General features: G+C 45.8%; 19 protein-coding genes. 15 read left to right on the plus strand and 4 right to left on the minus strand.

All coding sequences use genetic code 11. The features are described 5' to 3' along the window. The 5 genes from AC1DVJ_RS10670 to gndA form a co-directional block, all read left to right on the plus strand. On the plus strand, nt 1-940 hold a 940-nt coding region (locus AC1DVJ_RS10670), incomplete at its 5' end, for a LacI family DNA-binding transcriptional regulator (RefSeq protein WP_477590556.1). A gap of 17 nt (nt 941-957) precedes the next feature. Next, a complete protein-coding gene (locus tag AC1DVJ_RS10675; protein WP_477590557.1) occupies nt 958-2,229 on the plus strand; it encodes a nickel pincer cofactor-dependent isomerase, group 22 in 1,272 nt (423 codons plus the stop codon). Next, nucleotides 2,226-3,788 carry a gluconokinase gene (gene gntK, locus AC1DVJ_RS10680; RefSeq protein WP_477590559.1) on the plus strand — a complete coding sequence of 521 codons (1,563 nt, stop codon included), beginning with the start codon at nt 2,226-2,228 and terminating at the stop codon, nt 3,786-3,788. Before AC1DVJ_RS10675 ends, gntK begins: the two co-directional genes overlap by 4 nt. A gap of 42 nt (nt 3,789-3,830) precedes the next feature. Beyond that, entirely contained in the window at nt 3,831-4,598 is a 768-nt protein-coding gene (locus AC1DVJ_RS10685; RefSeq protein WP_477590561.1) for an SDR family oxidoreductase, read from the plus strand. 33 nt (nt 4,599-4,631) lie between these two features. Then, complete coding sequence (gene gndA, locus AC1DVJ_RS10690) at nt 4,632-6,047, plus strand: NADP-dependent phosphogluconate dehydrogenase (protein WP_477590563.1); 1,416 nt, start codon at nt 4,632-4,634, stop codon at nt 6,045-6,047. Between the two features lie 9 nt (nt 6,048-6,056). Here the strand turns inward: gndA and AC1DVJ_RS10695 are convergent, their stop codons facing one another. Then, entirely contained in the window at nt 6,057-6,371 is a 315-nt protein-coding gene (locus AC1DVJ_RS10695) for a hypothetical protein (RefSeq protein ID WP_477590565.1), read from the minus strand. 138 nt (nt 6,372-6,509) lie between these two features. On the opposite strand from AC1DVJ_RS10695, the gene AC1DVJ_RS10700 reads away from it, so the two are divergent. Further along, a complete protein-coding gene (locus AC1DVJ_RS10700; protein ID WP_477590566.1) occupies nt 6,510-7,049 on the plus strand; it encodes a shikimate kinase in 540 nt (179 codons plus the stop codon). 23 nt (nt 7,050-7,072) lie between these two features. Here the strand turns inward: AC1DVJ_RS10700 and AC1DVJ_RS10705 are convergent, their stop codons facing one another. Continuing rightward, a complete protein-coding gene (locus AC1DVJ_RS10705; RefSeq protein WP_477590567.1) occupies nt 7,073-7,363 on the minus strand; it encodes a rhodanese-like domain-containing protein in 291 nt (96 codons plus the stop codon). A 263-nt stretch (nt 7,364-7,626) separates the two neighbouring features. Between AC1DVJ_RS10705 and aroA the strand changes: the two genes are divergently transcribed. From aroA to AC1DVJ_RS10720, 3 genes are read left to right on the plus strand one after another with little or no spacing between them, the layout of a single operon-like run. Further along, nucleotides 7,627-8,925 carry a 3-phosphoshikimate 1-carboxyvinyltransferase gene (gene aroA, locus AC1DVJ_RS10710; RefSeq protein ID WP_477590569.1) on the plus strand — a complete coding sequence of 433 codons (1,299 nt, stop codon included), beginning with the start codon at nt 7,627-7,629 and terminating at the stop codon, nt 8,923-8,925. Nucleotides 8,926-8,956: 31 nt separating this feature from the next. Further along, on the plus strand, nt 8,957-9,778 hold the full coding sequence (locus tag AC1DVJ_RS10715) for a C39 family peptidase (protein WP_477590570.1): 822 nt from the start codon (nt 8,957-8,959) through the stop codon (nt 9,776-9,778). A gap of 13 nt (nt 9,779-9,791) precedes the next feature. Continuing rightward, nucleotides 9,792-10,217 (plus strand): CoA-binding protein, encoded by a 426-nt coding sequence (locus AC1DVJ_RS10720; protein WP_477590572.1) that lies wholly within the window; start codon nt 9,792-9,794, stop codon nt 10,215-10,217. Nucleotides 10,218-10,304: 87 nt separating this feature from the next. Here AC1DVJ_RS10720 and AC1DVJ_RS10725 read toward each other — a convergent pair whose 3' ends face one another. Continuing rightward, entirely contained in the window at nt 10,305-10,871 is a 567-nt protein-coding gene (locus AC1DVJ_RS10725) for an NAD(P)/FAD-dependent oxidoreductase (protein ID WP_477590574.1), read from the minus strand. A 265-nt stretch (nt 10,872-11,136) separates the two neighbouring features. Between AC1DVJ_RS10725 and AC1DVJ_RS10730 the strand changes: the two genes are divergently transcribed. The 6 genes from AC1DVJ_RS10730 (at nt 11,137) to AC1DVJ_RS10755 (ending at nt 17,818) form a co-directional block, all read left to right on the plus strand. Beyond that, nucleotides 11,137-13,026 (plus strand): glucose PTS transporter subunit IIA, encoded by a 1,890-nt coding sequence (locus AC1DVJ_RS10730; RefSeq protein WP_477590575.1) that lies wholly within the window; start codon nt 11,137-11,139, stop codon nt 13,024-13,026. After that, a complete protein-coding gene (gene ptsP / locus AC1DVJ_RS10735; protein ID WP_477590577.1) occupies nt 13,023-14,762 on the plus strand; it encodes a phosphoenolpyruvate--protein phosphotransferase in 1,740 nt (579 codons plus the stop codon). The genes AC1DVJ_RS10730 and ptsP overlap by 4 nt, the downstream gene beginning before the upstream one ends. A 1-nt stretch (nt 14,763) precedes the next feature. Further along, a complete protein-coding gene (locus tag AC1DVJ_RS10740) occupies nt 14,764-15,306 on the plus strand; it encodes a type 1 glutamine amidotransferase domain-containing protein (RefSeq protein WP_477590578.1) in 543 nt (180 codons plus the stop codon). A gap of 122 nt (nt 15,307-15,428) precedes the next feature. Further along, nucleotides 15,429-15,836, plus strand: a complete 408-nt coding sequence (locus AC1DVJ_RS10745; RefSeq protein ID WP_056612481.1) for a hypothetical protein — start codon at nt 15,429-15,431, stop codon at nt 15,834-15,836. 180 nt (nt 15,837-16,016) lie between these two features. Continuing rightward, complete coding sequence (gene ccpA / locus AC1DVJ_RS10750; protein WP_310227204.1) at nt 16,017-17,018, plus strand: catabolite control protein A; 1,002 nt, start codon at nt 16,017-16,019, stop codon at nt 17,016-17,018. Nucleotides 17,019-17,116: 98 nt separating this feature from the next. Continuing rightward, on the plus strand, nt 17,117-17,818 hold the full coding sequence (locus tag AC1DVJ_RS10755) for a 5'-methylthioadenosine/adenosylhomocysteine nucleosidase (RefSeq protein ID WP_477590580.1): 702 nt from the start codon (nt 17,117-17,119) through the stop codon (nt 17,816-17,818). A gap of 69 nt (nt 17,819-17,887) precedes the next feature. On the opposite strand, the gene AC1DVJ_RS10760 is transcribed toward AC1DVJ_RS10755, so the two are convergent. Next, the gene (locus tag AC1DVJ_RS10760; protein WP_477590731.1) at nt 17,888-19,069 is read right to left on the minus strand and encodes an acetoin utilization protein AcuC; all 1,182 of its coding nucleotides are present in this window, start codon (nt 19,067-19,069) and stop codon (nt 17,888-17,890) included. Nucleotides 19,070-19,112 lie beyond the last annotated feature (43 nt).

Here is a 19,112-nt window from a genome sequence, read left to right on the forward strand (position 1 = left end):
GTTGAACAACAGTCCGCTCATCCAAGAGGAGACCAAGGAGCGCATTCGTATCATCGCTGAACAGTTGGATTATACTCCGAATTATAATGCGAAGAGCCTAGTATTGGATCGTTCGTATAACTTGGGGCTATTCTTTACCACACTAAGCAATGGAACTTCTGCAGGCTTCTTTTATGAAGCTATTCGAGGGGTCAACTCGGTGATTAGAGATCGCTACCAGTTGATTGTCAAAGGGATTGATGATTACACAAGCTTTCATTCCATCACGAAAAAAAGCTTTGATGGTATCATCATTGTCAGCCAGAGTGATGACGATCAACCGATCATTGAGCACATTGCAGGCAAAGGGATTCCGCTCGTCGTATTGAATCGGCCAGTGGACACCGCTGGTGTACTAAATGTCCTTTCCGATGAAGAGCAAGGTGCTTTTCATGCGGGAGCCTTCCTGGTGAATCAGGGGCATAAGAAAATCGCCTTAATCGAAGGTCGTAAAGGCTTTAAATCCGCGCAGAATCGGAAGGATGGCTTTGAACGAGCTATGGGGCATTACGGGATCTCGATTCCACCTGCGTATTGCATGCCAGGACTGTATGATTTGGAAAGCGGTCATAAGGCGATGCAACAATTTTTGAGTCTTGAAGAGAAACCGACAGCTGTTTTTTGCTGCAATGATGAGATGGCATTAGGAGCCATTAAAGCGGTGTTTGAAGCTGGTTTGCAAGTCCCTAAAGATATTTCAGTTGTTGGCTTTGACGATACGGTTTTCGCAGCGTACGTGACGCCATCATTAACGACAGTACGAAGACCAATTGAACAAATTAGCAAAGAAGGCGCACTGCGTCTCCTAGGTAATATAGAAAACAAATTGAGTGAAACTGAGCAGCTGCTTTTGCGAACTGAACTTATTGTTCGTGAATCTGTGCAACCATTACAAGAATAAGGAAGTGGGAGAAGTCGATGAGTATTCTAAGAGAGCTGTTAAATGATATTCCGATTCCGCAAATGATCAAAATCCGTCAAAAATTTGATCGTTCCATTCTGGAAAATCCCTTGCAGGAGCTCGCAGATAAGCTGGAAAGCAGCGGCGTTATGCCCAGTATCCTTCCAGGACAGCAAGTTGCAGTTGCAGTTGGGAGCAGAGGTATTGCCAATATCGCAGGCTTCACGAAAACAACCTTGGATGCGATTAAGGCAAGAGGCGCACATCCATTTATCGTACCGTGCATGGGCAGCCATGGCGGGGCAACGGCAGAAGGTCAAACCGAGGTGCTTCAGCACTTTGGGATAACCGAAGAAACGATGGGAGCGCCGATTCGTTCTTCGATGGACGTGGTTAAAATCGATCAACTGCCGAATGGTTTGCCGGTTTATGTGGATCGCATCGCATCAGAAGCGGATGCCATTGTCGTGATTAACCGCGTGAAGCCACATACGGCATTCCGGGGACGAATTGAGAGCGGCATCATGAAGATGATCGCGATTGGCCTCGGTAAGCAAAAAGGCGCAGAAGCTTGTCATCAGCTAGGATTTAAATACATGGCTGAGAATGTGCCTGCGATGGCGAATTTGATGATCGAGAAGCTGCCGATCGTATTCGGTGTAGCCCTCGTCGAGAATGCTTACGATGAGACGTGTCAGGTAGAGGTATTGCCTGCAGCCGAAATTGAAGCGCGCGAGGAAGTTTTATTGGTAGAAGCAAAGTCGCGTTTGCCGAAAATTTTATTCGATGAAATCGATGTGCTCGTGATTGATTATATCGGTAAAAATATTAGCGGCGATGGGATGGATCCCAACGTGACAGGACGTTACCCAACGCCTTATGCACATGGCGGGCCAGAAGTATCGAAGATGGTTGTCCTTGATTTGACACATGAAACCAAAGGTAATGCCAATGGTGTGGGTACGGCTGATTTTACGACACAACGACTTGTTGATAAAACAAGCCTAGAGTTTACTTATGCCAACGGATTAACGTCAACGGTATGTGCACCAACGAAGATTGCTACGACTTTAGAGAATGACTTCTATGCCATCAAAGCAGCAGTGAAGACATGTAATATCTTAGATTACACAACCTGTAAATTAGTTCGTATCCAAGACACACTTCACCTTGGTGAAATTGAAATTTCAGTGAACCTCCTAGAAGCTGCTCGTCAGCATCCGGATATTGAGATTTTATCAGAGCCGTTTGAGCTATCATTCGATGCAGAGGGGAATATTTGCAAATGACGGAAAGTCAGAAGCCATATATCATTGCAGCCGATATTGGAACTACGAGCACCAAAACGCTTGTCATTGATCGGGACGGACACGTGCTTGCTTCCCATTCCATTGAGTATCCGTTATTCACACCTGCCGCAGATCGAGCAGAGCAGGATCCGGATCAAATATTTGATGCTGTGGTGCAGGGGATTGGCGCTGTCGTTCGCAAGCAAGGCATCGCACCTGAACAAGTGCTTTGCGTATCCTTCAGCTCAGCGATGCACAGCTTAATTGCCGTAGATGAGCACAATAAGCCGTTAACCCAATGTATTACATGGGCCGACAACCGAAGCAGCCAATATGCAGAGGATTTGAAGCTCAGCGGGCTTGGACAACAGATTTATGCGAGAACAGGCACACCGATTCATCCCATGTCACCGCTTCTGAAACTGAAGTGGTTCGGGGAGCATGAACCAGCGCTTGTTCGAAATACCTATAAATTTATTGGGATTAAAGAGTATGTGTTTGCCAAGCTGTTCGGTCAGTATCTCATCGACCATTCACTGGCGAGTGCGACAGGATTATTTAATCTGGAGCAGTTGGATTGGGATGCAGGAGCACTTGATTATGCAGGTGTAACACCGAAGCAGCTATCCACGCTTGTGCCAACGACGCATCGCGTTGAAGGGCTAAGCCCCGCCTATGCGGCTACGATGGGCTTGTCCATGGACACGCCGTTTATTGTCGGTGCTTCGGACGGCGTCCTTGCCAACCTTGGCGTAGGCGCTTTCGAACCTGGGGTTGTTGCCGTTACGATTGGCACGAGCGGAGCTGTGCGAAGCGTCGTTAACAAGCCGCAAACGGACCCAGAAGGGAAGTTATTCTGTTACGCGTTAACCGAAAACTTCTGGGTCGTTGGTGGACCGATTAACAACGGAGGCATCGTATTCCGCTGGGTGAGAGATCAAATCGCGACTGCGGAAGCGGAGGAAGCACGCCGCATAGGCATGGATCCTTACGATCATCTGACGGCTCTTGCTGCTGAAGTGGCAGCAGGCTCCGATGGATTGCTCTTCTTGCCGTTACTTTCCGGTGAACGAGCTCCTTATTGGAATGCCAATGCTCGCGGTGTCTACTTCGGTCTTTCACTCAGCCACCAGAAAAAGCATATGATCCGTGCTGCACTAGAAGGTGTCATGTTTTCCATTCAAGCCGTGGCCACATCGTTGGAGCGGATGATGGGACCCGCTACGGTCATTCGAGCTTCCGGCGGCTTCGCTCGCTCGGAGTTCTGGCGTCAGATGATGACCGATATGCTGGGTACGGCAGTTACCGTTCCAGACTCCATAGAGAGCTCAGGAATTGGCGCAGCTTTGCTTGGTTTACTAGCGATGGGCGAGATCGAAGACTTATCACATGCACACAAATGGATTCAAGTAGGCAAGGCTCACGAGGTGAATGAAAACGATTATCGCGTCTATCAACAATTGACATCTATTTATACGAGCGTATATCATCAGTTAAAAGATCAATTCGACGCGATCACCGCTTTTCAAGGTCAGCACCTTCGGAGTCCTCAATCATAATTCAGCATTTGCCAAGTAACAACAATCGAGAGGATGACGACAATGAACTTATTCGATCTTTCTGGGAAAACAGCAGTAATTATTGGCGGGAATAGTACACTTGGTGGCTCCATGGCATTAGCCTTGGCTGGACATGGCGCTAAAGTAGCTATTGTTGGGCGTAATCAAGAGAAAAGCGAGCAGGTTCGCGAGAGCATTGCTGCTATTGGCGGCGAAGCTCAGACCTTCCAAGCGGATGCCACGAAACGTGAGGATTTAGAGCAAGTTCTCCAGGATGTTATCGCTTGGTCTGGAAGTGCGGATATTCTTATGAATTGTCCAGGTAAAAATAGTGCGACACCTTTCTTTGACATTTCCATGGAAGAATGGGATTCTATTATGGAGGTTAATTTGAAAAGCGTCGTGCTAGCTTGCCAAGTGTTTGGGAAATACATGGTTGAACGCGGTGAAGGCGGAAGCATTATTAATATTTCATCCGTTTCCTCGGATCCACCACTTTCACGTGTATTCACTTACTCCGCTTCCAAAGYTGCTGTGAATAATATCACACAGAACCTAGCTCGTGAGTTTGCTCCGAGTCGCGTTCGTGTGAATGCGATTATTCCTGGCTTTTTCCCAGCAGAGCAGAATCGTAAGATCTTGTCGCCTGAACGGATCGAATCCATTATGCGTCATACGCCAATGAATCGATTTGGTGAAGCTGCAGAGCTTCAAGGTGCTGCGGTGTACCTGGCTTCAGAGAAAGCTTCGAGCTTTGTGACAGGAACAGTTTTGAGAGTAGACGGCGGTTTTGGCGCGATGACGATTTAAACTATTTATATATCGGAAGGGTGTAGAAGAGACATGTCTAAGCAACAAATTGGTGTTGTAGGTTTAGCAGTAATGGGGAAAAACTTAGCGTTAAACATTGAAAGCAGAGGTTTTACGGTATCCGTATTCAACCGTTCTGCTGAGAAAACGAAGGAACTTCTTCAAGAAGCACCAGGCAAACAACTTGTAGGTACATACACCGTAGAAGAATTTGTTCAATCCCTTGAAGTGCCGCGCAAAATTTTGATCATGGTCAAAGCGGGCGGACCAACAGATGATACAATCAACCAATTGCTTCCGCATTTGGATAAAGGCGATATTTTGATCGATGGCGGAAATGCATTCTTCCCAGATACACAACGTCGTAACAAAGAGCTTGAAGCACATGGTATTCGTTTCGTTGGAACAGGTGTTTCCGGCGGTGAAGAAGGCGCGCTTAAAGGACCTGCGATCATGCCAGGCGGCCAAGAAGACGCTTATAAATTGGTAGAGCCAATTCTTACAGCTATTTCTGCTAAAGTTGGCGAAGATGCTTGCTGTACTTATATCGGACCAGACGGTGCCGGCCACTATGTAAAAATGGTGCATAACGGCATTGAGTACGGAGACATGCAGTTGATTTGCGAAGCTTACCAATTGTTGAAGGATGTACTTAACGTAAGCACAGAAGAGCTTCATGAGATTTTCACAGAGTGGAACAACGGGGAGCTGGATAGCTACCTGATCGAAATCACACGTGATATCTTCACGAAATATGATGCTGAAACAGGTAAGCCAATGGTTGACGTGATCCTGGATTCCGCAGGACAAAAGGGAACAGGAAAATGGACCAGTCAAAGTGCTCTGGACCTTGGCGTGCCGCTTTCAATTATTACAGAATCCGTATTCTCCCGTTTCATCTCCGCGATGAAGGAAGAACGCGTAGCAGCAAGCAAAGTTCTCAAAGGACCTGATGCTCCAGCATTTACAGGGGATCGCAAAGCGTTTATTGAGGCTGTTCGTCAAGCTCTATATGCCAGCAAAATTTGTTCTTATGCGCAAGGCTTTGCTCAAATGAGAGCAGCTTCCGAAGAATATAAATGGGATCTGAAATACGGCAGCATCGCCATGATTTTCCGCGGCGGCTGTATCATTCGTGCTCGTTTCCTTCAAAATATCAAGGATGCGTATGATCGTAATCCTGAATTGAAAAACCTGTTGCTGGATTCCTACTTCACAGGTGTCGTTGATAACTACCAACAATCATGGAGACAAGTCATTGCAGAAGCTGTTACTCGCGGTATCGCAGTACCATCCTTCGCATCCGCGCTTGCTTACTATGACAGCTACCGTACAGAAAGATTGCCGGCTAACCTATTGCAAGCGCAACGTGATTACTTCGGTGCTCATACGTTCCAACGTGTGGACAAAGAAGGATCCTTCCACTACAACTGGATGGGTAACGAATAGGAATAGGCGTTAAGCCTCTTCCTCTAGGCCATAGGCGGCTTCTCTAAGCCACATCTTTAGTCGGTCAGCTTCTTGATCGAAGCCATTGCGACGATGGATGAGCATGAGAGAGACTTCGGCAAAATAACGAAAATTTCTTAATAATCGTGGTTGAGTGAGACCTTGCATCATCGGGTCTTCTTCAGCCACTTTTTTCTTAATAAATTCCAGAATCCAGACGACATCCTCTTTGCATAGCGTATAGCTTGGGTGCAAAATCTGCTCCAGTTTGCGTTGAGTGCGATTAGTAAAGGCGACAGTTTGGTTCAAAACAGAAGGGTTCAAAGCTCCATCTCTCCTTATCGGCGTGGTCTGTCTAAAATCTTTACTGTTTGTGCTAGAATTTATTCACACTACTATATGATTTTTGGATGGATTGTATTCATGTTGGAAGGGCTATGGTATGATGTTGGGAAAGTTTGTATGACTAGCATATGGGAAAAGGGGATTTGTGTGACAGTAAGAAATATAGTCCTTATAGGATTCATGGGTACTGGAAAATCAACCGTAGGCAGGAAACTTGCAGAGCGTTTAGGGTGGAGTTTTTGTGACTCTGATACTGTACTAGAAGAAGTGCAACAGACAAGTATTTCTGAGTTATTTCGGAATCAAGGTGAAGCTCATTTTCGCGCTTTGGAAACAGAGACATTGGCTCATATATTAGATAGTGAAGGACAAGTTGTAGCAACGGGCGGCGGGGCGGTACTTGCAGAGTCCAACCGATCGTGCATGCTGCAGCATGGCTTTGTCGTCGCATTGAACGCGACAGCAGAAACGATTATCCAAAGAGTAAGCGCAGATACTAATCGACCGTTACTGCAAGGTAATTTAGAAGAACGCGTACAAACACTTATGGAACAAAGAAAGCATGCCTATGATTTTGCACATATATCCATAGACACGACTGAACTAACTGAGGACCAAATTGCGGATCGTATCATACAGCAAGCTGGGCTTCATTAGAACGAGAAGACAAGCTTTTCAGCTTAGTCCTCCCACTCCAGCATGCCGCCAGTCATATTTTTGAGTCCTTTGATGCCATTGGCTTCTAAATAACTTAGTGCGCGTCCGCTGCGATTTCCACTGCGACAGACTAAGATGACTTCTTCGACTTGAGGGATCTCGCTCAGACGGTCTGGTAATTGGCCTAATGGGATATGGATAGCGCCTTGTATCATGCCTTCGGCTACTTCTTCATCTTCGCGAACGTCGACGAGCGTTAATTGCTCTCCTTGAGCAAGTCTTGCTTTGATCTCGGATGGTAGAATCGTATCCATGATGATGCCTCCATGTTTGTGATTTCGGAAGAATTCTCCTTACTTAGTATGATAGAAATATAACGCCCGGATGTCAAACGAAGCGTTGCTTTATCTAGCTTTTGTTCGATTGGCTTACAAGGGAAGTAGGTTTCCAAGTTAGATTTCGTATGGTACACTGTCAATAATCTTAGGATCTCTATCATCCCACTGATGATTGTTTTCTGACGTTCATCATGCCGGATACTACATATAAACTACTTGCGAAGGAGTTATCAAACGACATGAAAGCCATCGTAAAACCAACCTCCCAACTTCAAGGGGAAATTAATGCTTTATCCTCCAAAAACTACACAACTCGCTACTTGCTAATCGGTGCACTAGCGAATGGGACAAGCACAATCTATTATCCAGCTCATAGTGAAGATAGTGATGCCATGAGACGCTGTGTGCGAGATCTTGGCGCCATTATTGAAGAAGATGATGAAAAAATTGTGATCACAGGCTTTGGTAAGAATCCTAAGCATGTGTCTGAATTGAATGTAGGTAATGCTGGTGCGGTGCTTCGCTTTTTGATGTCTACGGCTGCCTTTTGCCCGGATGTGACATTCGTAAATACGTATCCGGAATCTTTGGGAAAACGTCCTCATGATGATTTAATTGATACTTTGCAACAAATGGGTGTGGAAGTACAACATAATAACGGCCGTTTACCGATAACTATTAAAGGTGGACAACCTCGCGGTGGTAAAATCACTGTTTCCGGTAATGTGAGCTCACAGTTTTTGAGTTCCCTATTGTTTATGACGCCTTTACTTGAAGAAGATAGCGAAATTGAAGTTCTGCACGATTTGAAATCTAAAATTATCGTTGGTCAAACGCTTGAGGTATTGGCGCAAGCAGGTATCGTTGTTCATGCAAGTGAAGATTTAATGCATTATCGAATTCCAGGAAGACAATCCTATGAAGCCAAAGAATATGTTATCCAAGGTGACTACCCTGGTTCCGCAGCGATTCTTGCTGCCGCTGCAGTTACCAATTCGGATGTGCGTGTGCTTCGTTTAGAGGAGAACAGCAAGCAAGGTGAGAAGGCTTGTGTGGATGTTCTGAAGGCCATGGGCGTTAATCTCACTCATGACAATGGTGTTGTTCATGTTCGTGGAAACCAACGTCTTGTAGCCGGTGAATTTGATGGTGATCATTTTACAGATGCTGTATTAGCTATGGTTGCAGCCGCTGTTTTTGCGGAAGGGACTTCGCGTTTCTATAATGTTGAGAACCTGCGGTATAAAGAATGTGATCGGATCACAGATTATTTGAATGAGCTCCGTAAAGCTGGAGCTGATGTAGAAGAGCGTCAGAGTGAAATTATTGTTCATGGTAAGCCACAAGGTGTTGAAGGCGGCGTAGAAATTAATGCGCACTTCGATCATCGCGTTATTATGGCATTAACTGTGGTTGGTCTACGCTCTGAAAAGGGTTTAACGATTCGGGATGCGCATCATGTGGCCAAGTCATATCCACAATATTTCGATCACTTGCGCTCGATCGGCGCACAGGTTGAGCTTGTGAGCGAGTCTTAGAATCTCAATTACAATGAATGGGTGAGTCAGCATGAGGATTATTTGGCAAGGATTGAAGGTGACGTTTGGATTATTTCTCGTAGCAGGTCTTACATTTGCAAGCAGTGTATTTGCTGTATTGCTGTATGCGAAGGCAACGGGGAAAGAGCCAGCTTTATTCGCGTCTGGTCCAGTAGTCTTAGCAGTTGATAAACCCGCCGCAACGTCGAAGGTCACTGTTAAGCCGACACCTTCGCCCACGCATGCACAAATAAAATCAGCGATGCTGGATGTCCCCATCTTTGAACAGCTGCCTGAATTGCCGGCAGGCTGTGAGATCACAAGTCTCACAATGCTGCTGCAGTTCTATGGTCTGAACAAAACGAAGATGGAGCTAGTCGCTGAAATGCCTACAGATAACACACCAGCAACAGTTGATTCCTCCGGTAACATCGTCTATTGGGGAAATCCAAACACAGGCTTCGTTGGTGACGTTACGCGACAGAAAAGAGGCTTTGGCATCTATCATGCCGGATTGTTTCCTCTTATGAAGAACTATATTCCCCAAGCTATTGATATAACGGGGGAGGCTTTTGAACTGTATGAGCAGCAAGTTGCGCATGGTATTCCGGTTATTGTTTGGACGACAATTGATTATAATCAACCATACAAATGGGTAACCTGGGATACACCAATCGGTCCACTAAAGACGACCTATTCCGAACATGCTGTTGTACTTGTTGGATTTGATGAAACAAATGTCTACTTAAATGACCCCTTGAGCGGGAAAAAGCAAGTGAAAGTGGGCAAAGCCCAATTTGTCGACACTTGGACAGCTATGGGCAAACAAGGTCTAACCTACTTGAATAAATAGGAGAGTGATCCACATGACATTTGAAAATCCGTCCAGGGAACATATCAAGGAATTGCTTGCTAAAGCAGGGAATATTGCAGTAGTTGGCTTATCGGATAAACCAGATCGCACTTCCTATATGGTTTCAGCAGCCATGCAAAGTCGAGGATACCGAATTATCCCTGTCAATCCGAATGCCGATGAAATTCTAGGCGAGAAATGCTATGCATCTTTATCGGACATCCCTGAGCCTGTGGATATCGTGAACGTGTTTCGTCGTGCCGATCAAGTTGTTCCTGTGGCCGAAGAAACTGTCAAGATTGGTGCGAAGGTATTCTGGTTGCAATTAGACATCGTGAATGAAGAAGCTGGGCGAATTGCAAGTGAAGCAGGCGTAGAGGTCATTATGGATCGTTGTATCAAAGTGGAAGATGCGATACTGAACCCGCGGAACAATTAATGCAGGACGAGGTCGTATAAATCAAATAAAACCGCTAATCGATATCCTTTGCAGGGAATCGATTAGCGGTTTTCTCATAAGTGGGAACTATGCCTTTAAAACATCGTGATCGACATAGCGCGCACCATTAAGCTCACTGATGACATTGATCGCAACTTTGGCGCCATCGCCAGCTGTAATGATCGTATGCATACTGACGCCAGCTGTCGTGCCGGCTGCCCATACACCTCTCAGACTCGTATTACCTTGCGCGTCGCAGTCGACAATCGCTTTGATTCGCGGTTCTGTTCCTGCTTTTGTCATGATGCCGGCTGCTTCAGCAAGCTCAACGGATAAACCTGTAGCTAGAATGACATGTTTCCCTGCATATGTACCATCTTCAGTAGAAACTTGGAAGCCATCATCGTTTTTGACGAGCTGAGTCGCTTGGCCTTGGACGAATTCCGTTCCAAATTTAGCGGCTTGTTTTTTACCAATTTCAACTAAATCAGGCCCGCCAATGGCTTCAACACCATAATGGTTCTCGATCCAAGCACGTTTCGTAACGCTTTGTTCGTTGTCGATCACGAGCGTCTTCTTGCCAGCTTTTGAAGTGAAAAGAGCTGCGCTTGCGCCGGTAGGACCTGCACCAATAATAATAACATCATAAGACATCAGAGTATCTCCTCCTAGGACCTTGAAATGGGGTACTCGTTTAGTATGACAGCATTTTAGTTACTTAGTCAACTTTTACGTTTACTATGTATGAAAACCCTGTTGGTATATGCGATTCGCTTATTTTTTTTGACAAAAGGACGAACAAGCTTTACGATTTGATAAGAGAATCTTATGATTAAGACGAAGATACTCTTCGAATTTGCTAAGGTAGATGCTTACGAAGTCAGTTTTCTAACGAAAACTTTAAGGAGGTAGCATTCGTTTGAACTGGATGGGGAACTTACAACAGCTTGGCCGCTCCTTAATGCTGCCTACCATTGCGCTTCCTATTGCTGCTGTGCTGCTTTGTCTAGGGGATTTACCTTGGGATGTCATACATGCTTCAGGCTTTGGGGAAATGCTGTCATTGGCTGGAAATACGATTTTTGATTATATACCCATTATCTTCGCAGTCGGTGTAGCATTGGGTTTAACAGAAAGTGCCGGTATAGCTGGTTTATCTGCCATGTTGGGGTATTTTATGTTTACCCGACTTATCGAGCATGGGCTAGGCCAACATTTTCAATTAGGCGTTTCTGGCGGGATCTTGATTGGCTTACTGGCCGCGATTATCTATCATCGCTGCAAGGAGATTAAACTCCCGGAGTACATACAATTTTTCGGTGGACCACGTATGGTACCGCTCGTCATGGGGCTATCAACGCTTATCGTCTCGTATATTATGATCGGTATTGGTCCTTATCTAGAGACGTTTATGGGTAAAATTTCAAGTGGATTGCTTGGATTAGGCGGCTTTGGTGCATTCATATACGGCATAGCTCATCGCTTGCTAGTACCTTCTGGCCTGCATCATATTTTGAATAACTTCCTTTGGTTTCAAGTTGGAGCTTACGAGACACCTTCAGGACAATATGCTTACGGGGATTTGCCAAGGTTTTTCGCAGGTGATCCGACGGCAGGAATGTATATGGCGGGCTTGTACCCGATAATGATGTTTGCTTTACCGGCCATTGCTTTCGCGATCATCGGAGAAGCTAGGGAAGATTTAAAGCCGAAAATCAAGGCTACTTTCTTAACGGCCGCATTAGCTTCCTTTTTAACTGGCGTGACAGAGCCGATTGAATTTGCATTTCTTTTTGTGGCTCCTTATTTGTTTATTATCCATGCCATCCTTTCAGGCGTGGCAATGTGGATAGCCTATGAGTTAAATATTCACCATGGATTCTCCTATTCAGCTGGAGCTATTGACTACATTATTAATTTGCACTTGTCGCACAATGGCTTATTGTTGATTCCGATTGGGTTGGTTTATGGTTTACTTTATTATTTCTTATTCCGATGGGCGATTCAGAAGTTTCGAATTCCTACACCTGGAAGGGAAGAAGGCTCATCGTTAGAAGAGTGGGCGGGGGACATTCCGTATCGTTCTCCGTTAATTTTGCAGGCACTTGGTGGGAAAGACAATATTAAGAAGATTGAGGCCTGTATTACCCGATTGCGACTTACGCTTGTCAATGATCGTTTGATGGACATCACGGCATTACGACACTTAGGAGCAGCAGGCGTCATACGTCTTGGAGGAGGCAATGTTCAAGTCGTGTTTGGAACATTTTCAGAGCTTATACGTGAAGAAATTATGAAAGTATTGCGTAAAGATATTCATGTTGTCTTGTTTACTTCTCCTATGCAGGGGCGTATGATCCCAATTGAAGAAGTACCTGATCGTATCTTTGCTTCCCGTTTAGTCGGTAATGGTGTTGCATTTATTCCTGAAAAAGGTGAGTTGGTTTCCCCTGTTGCAGGCACCATTATGCATATTTACCCGACTATGCATGCGTTAGGAATTTTAACGGATGAAGGGCTAGAAGTTCTGCTGCACATCGGAATCGATACGTCCAGCTTACCGGGTAAGTGCTTTAATGCGGTGGTGAAGGAAGGCGATCGCGTAGAAGCAGGGCAGCTCCTAGTGAAGTTCAATTTTAACAAAGTGAAGAAATTCGCTTCTTCTTTAGCGACACCCATGATTATTACAAATCCTGATATTGTGAAATCATGGAGTTTTGCTCCGTTTAAGCCAGTAAAGAAAGGCCAAGGCTCTGTTATKTCCGTAGTCCTTAAGCCAACCAAATCCGAGGGGGGGACGAACGGATGATTAGAGGTGTAGGTGCGTCATCAGGAATCGCAATGGGGCAAGCTTTTGTTATTCCAACATGGGAATGGGATTTTCCTGAGAAAATGATTGATGTGACGGATTTAGCTTATGAATTCGAGCGCTTATATGATGGCATTCGGCATTCAAAAGATGAGCTAGAACTAATCAAGCAAGAGATCAAAGAAGTCGTTGGGCAAGAACAAGCGTATATTTTTGATGCGCATTTAGCAATCTTGGAAGATCCCATTTTCATGAATGAGATTCAAGGAATTATAGAGCTGCAATATAAAGCCGCAGAAGTTGCGGTGAAAGAAGTCATTGATAAATTTGTAGGCATGTTTAATTTAATTGATGATGAATACATGAAAGAACGTGCGCTGGACATTAAGGATGTTGGGAATCGTCTCTTGAAGCATTTATTAGGGGATACAAGCACGACGGTGCCGCCAGTTGACCATCCGTACATTCTAGTTGCCAAAGAATTAACGCCATCGCAGCTTGCTCATCTGGACCCTACAAATGTGCTAGGACTTTTGACGATTCTGGGGGGCACCCACTCACACGTTTCGATTATGGCCAGAGCAATGTCTGTTCCTTATGTACTTGGTCTAGAAGGGAAGCTGCTGCGTCCTATTCAAAATGGGGATTTCCTGATTATTGATGGGCAAGAAGGCACTTTGTATATCAACCCTGACAAGATGACAATTGAACGTTATCAGGCACGTAAGAAAAACTGGTTGGAGTTTAGAGAAAGCTTACAAGGAATTGCTGATGTGGCTCCGCTGACTTTAGATAAGAGCTTTGTGAATTTGCATGCGAATATCAATTCTGTTATGGAAATTGACCAAGTGCTGCGAAATGGCGCCTCAGGTGTGGGGTTGTTCCGTACGGAATACCTCTACATGGATCGGGATTCATTGCCAAGTGAAGATGAACAATTCGAGGTCTATCGTCACGCGGCGATACAACTCAAAGGGCGTCCCATTGTAATCCGCACATTGGACATTGGCGGGGATAAGAAGCTCGACTATATGCCGCTAGCCAAAGAAGATAATCCATTCCTGGGTTACCGCGCCATACGTATCTCACTGGACCGCACGGATCTATTTATGACGCAGCTAAGAGCGATCTTGAGAGCTAGTCACTTTGGTAATGTGAAGATCATGTATCCAATGGTGACGTCCCTAGACGAAGTGCGTCAAGCGAAAGCGCATTTAGAAAGAGCAAAGCTGGAGCTTAGCAGCCTTGGTGTGCCTTTTAACGCCAATATTGAGGTTGGACTTACGATTGAAGTTCCTGCTGCAGCCATTATTGCGGATGTACTAGCAAGCGAAGTGAATTTCATGAGTATCGGTACGAATGATCTCGTCCAATATGTCTTAGCTGTGGATCGCATGAACGAGAATATTGCGCACTTATATAATCCATATCATCCGGCCATTATTCGATTACTTAAACTTGTGATCGACGCAGGTAAACGTGTTGGCATTCCTGTAGGCGTGTGCGGGGAAATGGCGGGAGATATTCGGGCGCTGCCTATTTGGCTAGGGCTTGGCATTGAAGAGCTGAGCATATCCGTCCAGACGCTCTTGCAGGTCAAGCATCGGTTACTTAGCAGTGATGCCGCGACATGCAAAGCATTAGTTGATCGCATATTAATTTGCAAAACCAGTGATGAAATCTTGGAACTACTTGCTCAAACGGAACAAACGGAATCTATTGTAGGAGGTAATTAGTATGGAATTAGCTGGCCAGAAGGTTCTTGCCTTTGTTGATGAAGAATTTGAAGATTTAGAAATGTGGTACCCGGTTTACAGATTGCGTGAAGCGGGCGCTATTGTAGATATTGTAGGACCTAAAGCCAAAACGGTATACCATGGGAAATATGGTGTTCCTATTACGACTGATTATGCTTTCGATGAAGTGAAGTCTTCTGATTATGTTGGCCTCTACGTACCAGGCGGTTGGGCGCCAGACAAACTTCGTCGCTACGCTGACGTCTTAAGACTCACTAAGGAGTTTCATGCAGACGTGAAGCCTATTGCACAAATTTGCCATGCAGGTTGGGTATTGATCTCAGCTAAAATCGTTGATGGCTACACCATGACGTCCACGCCAGGTATTCGTGATGATATCGAAAATGCTGGCGCAACTTGGGTTGATGAAGAAGTGGTTGTTGATCGCAACATCATTTCTGGGCGCAGACCGCCAGATCTTCCTGTGTTTTCCAAACGTTTTGTGGATGAGGTCATCGCGTTCAGTAAACAACAGGCAAAGTAACATTTCGCTCCAAAGGTGGCAAAAACTACTATGCATATTTCAGAAGGAAATCTGAAGGTATCGTAGAATAACATAGTACAAGCAATTTATGTACAGCCGCCTGTCAGTGAAGGAGTGTTAGAATGCAAAAGTATTGTAAGTGCGGACGCACGATGAACCTTCGTCTGCGTACGGTTATTTATCAAAGTAAAGTAGATATTGAGAATGTTCCTATCTATTCCTGTGAGGCCTGTGGACGAAGTGAGGTCGTACCTCATGTAAAGCCTGAACTTACCGGTCTGATCGGTAGGCTTGGTAGTAAGCCAGAGAAGCAGCAATTCTTCTTCCATGAAGTTTCGGAGGTTGCCTTTCTGCTATTGAAAGTAACAGAAAAAGAGCGTATGAATGATTCGATGGAGAAAATTGTTGAGGAACGAATCAATGAGCTTTTGGACATCTTATTATTAGCGCAATCGCTAGGCGATGAGCCATGGGCAGAGGAAATTCGTAAACGGTTATCCCAAATCACTCAAAGCGCAATTTCTACCTAAAAAATGGCGGCCAATCTCGTTACGAGGTTGGTTTTTATTCTTAATGTGAACCTTTTGAAAATAAAATGAAAATTATTTTCAAAGCATTTTCATTTTGCATTGCAAGATGGATTAATTTGTCGTATCATAACGATAATATACTAGGTTCGCAGAATACTTGTGAAAATGGAGAGAGTAACCGTGACCGTAACCATTTATGATGTAGCGAGAGAAGCAGGCGTTTCCATGGCAACCGTATCTCGGGTCGTCAACAACAACCCGAACGTGAAGCCGCAAACCCGCAAGAAGGTTTTTGAAGCCATTGAACGATTGGGTTACCGTCCAAATGCGGTAGCAAGAGGTTTGGCAAGTAAAAAGACGACGACTGTTGGCGTTGTCATTCCCGATATATCCAATTCCATTTTTGCTGAAGTAGCGCGTGGGATTGAAGATATTGCGAATATGTACCATTACAATATTATTTTGTGTAATGCGGACAAGAAGAAAGAGAAAGAAATTCGTGTTATCAACACGTTGCTAGAGAAACAAGTGGACGGGCTGCTCTTTATGGGTGGTGTTGTAACAGAAGAACATATTCAAGCTTTCCGTACTTCATCCGTTCCAGTTGTCTTGTGTGGCACGAAGGATGAGAACCAAGCGATGGCTTCCGTTGACATTGATCATGAAGCGGCAGCATTTGATGCAGTGAATGTTCTTATTGAAGCAGGTCATCGAGACATTGCTATGATTTCGGGAACATTGCAGGATCCTGCGAATGGTTTCGCCAGATATCAAGGCTATAAGCGTGCGCTTGAAACAGCTGGTATTCCTCTGCGTGATGAGTATGTACGGATTGGTAACTACCGTTACGAGTCAAGTGTAGATGCGGTGAACTACTTCTTGGAGCTTTCACCTAAACCTTCAGCGATTTTCTCTGCAACAGATGAAATGGCTATCGGGGCTATCCATACCATTCAAGACAATGGTCTTCGTGTTCCTGAAGATATCGCCGTGATCAGTGTGGATAATATCCGCATGGCATCTATGGTGAGACCGACATTGACGACCGTAGCTCAACCGATGTATGATATCGGCGCTGTGTCGATGCGACTTCTGACGAAGCTGATGAATAAAGAATCAACGGATAATATGCAAGTTATTTTACCGCATGAAATCATTAACCGTCATTCGGTTAAAGCCTAAGCTTAAGTGAAAAATAAACCTCTAATCGTGTCATTCCCATTGTGGAAGAGGCGCGGTAGAGGTTTTCTCATGTATGAAAAGAGAGAGAGGAAATCAATATGACGTGGAACAAAATAGCTCTAATCGGGGCAATGAATGAAGAAATTGAGCTGCTTGTAGCTCATATGACAGATATAAGAGAAACGGTAAAAGCCGGTATTACGTTCCGAGAAGGAATTTATTTTGGTAAAGATGTCGTAGTATGCCGTACGGGTGTGGGGAAAGTAAATGCTGCGGTTACAACGCAAATTCTGATTGATCAGTTCGGTGTTGAAGCTGTTATTTTCACTGGTGTAGCAGGGGCTTTAGATCCTGAGCTGCAAATTGGCGATCTCGTTATTTCCACGGAATGTGTACAGCATGATATGGATGTGACTGCACTAGGTTATCCGCGAGGCGTGATTCCATATGCGGATAATTCTGTTTATGCAGCGGACAGCAAGCTTGTTGATTTAGCCGTTGCTTCTGGCGAGAAATTGTTCGCGGGTAAAGTGAAGAAGGGTAGAGTACTGTCCGGTGACCAGTTCATTGCAAGCAGAGAAGTGGTTGCTAGTCTGTATCAAGAGCTGAACGGCGTTTGTGTCGAGATGGAAGGGTCTTCGGTCGCTCAGGTTTGTGCGATGAATGGAATTCCATATGTCGTATTGCGCTCTATGTCCGATAAAGCAGATGGCTCTGCGCATGTGAATTTCGCGGAGTTTACGGTGATTGCTTCGGAGAATTCGTATAAAATGGTAGAAGATATGGTTAAGCAACTGTAATTTTACTTGAAATTAATAAAAGCTCAGAGCATCGCTGATTCGGCGGGTTCTGAGCTTTTTATATCTAAGTTATTTTAAGTACATCATGGCGAGCTCTTTCGTCTGCCGATTCTTTTCGGTGATCACCTGGCGCCTTGGAATCGGCGCCCACGCTTCAACCGGGTCGAGCCACGTCTCCACGAGTGGGACGGGGCTCTTGCCCTGCCAGGCGTCCAGCCACGCTTGGGGCAGCCTCAGCTGGGGCTCTGCCTCCAGCTGACTCAAGATCGCCTGCTCGCTCATCACGAGCCAGAGCAGGCTCCAAGCCCGCGGTACGACACGCCAGATGTCGTACCCGCCGCCCCCGAGCGCGACCCACCGACCTTCGCACCATTGGTGCGCAAGTCGATGGATGAGCTCGGGCATGGCCTTGTACACGCGCATGGAGCAGTGCACATGCGCGAGCGGGTCGAAGGCATGGGCGTCGCACCCATGCTGCGAGATAATGACGTCTGGCTGGAAGCGGGCGATCAGCTCGGTCAACACCTCGCTGAAGCATTCCAGCCAGGAATCATCCTCGGTGTAAGGCTCCACCGGGATGTTTACACAAGTGCCGAACGCGTCGCCTTCACCGCGTTCGTTCACGGCCCCAGTGCCGGGGAATAAATATTTCCCCGTCTCATGAATGGAGAGTGTGCCGACCTGCGGATCTGCGTAGAAGCTCCACTGCACGCCATCGCCGTGATGCACGTCCGTGTCAATGTATAGCACCTTGGCGCCATACTTCTCTTTGGCGTAGGCGATGGCGGCAGATGCGTCATTATAGACGCAGAAGCCCGCGCCCTTGCTCTGCAGGGCGTGATGGAGACCGCCGCCTAAATGCAAGGCGTGCGGGGCTTTGCCGGACATTACTAAGTCTACGGCAAAGATTGAGCCGCCTACAACCTTGGCTGTGATGTCATGCATCCCAGGGAAGTAGGGGGTGTCATCCGTGTCGAGCCCGAACCTGGTCGCCTCACGCACCCAACGCTCTTCGGGCACAGGCGCACTAAGCGCCTTCACAGCCTCGATATAAGGGGCTGCATGCACGCGCAGCAGATCTTGATCTGTCGCTGAGTCAGCAGTGAGCACAGCGCTGTCTGGAAGAGCATTAGATTTGCGCAGCAGATCCACTGTCATGATAAGGCGATCCTGATTGAAGGGATGGTTATCATTAAATTTATACTGAATTTCTTGATCATCATATATAAACACAGGATGCGTTGACTTCATGTTCATTTTCCAAATTCCCCCGAATTGGCTAACAATTTCGATT

This window comes from Paenibacillus sp. P4_A9 (genome assembly GCF_056402415.1).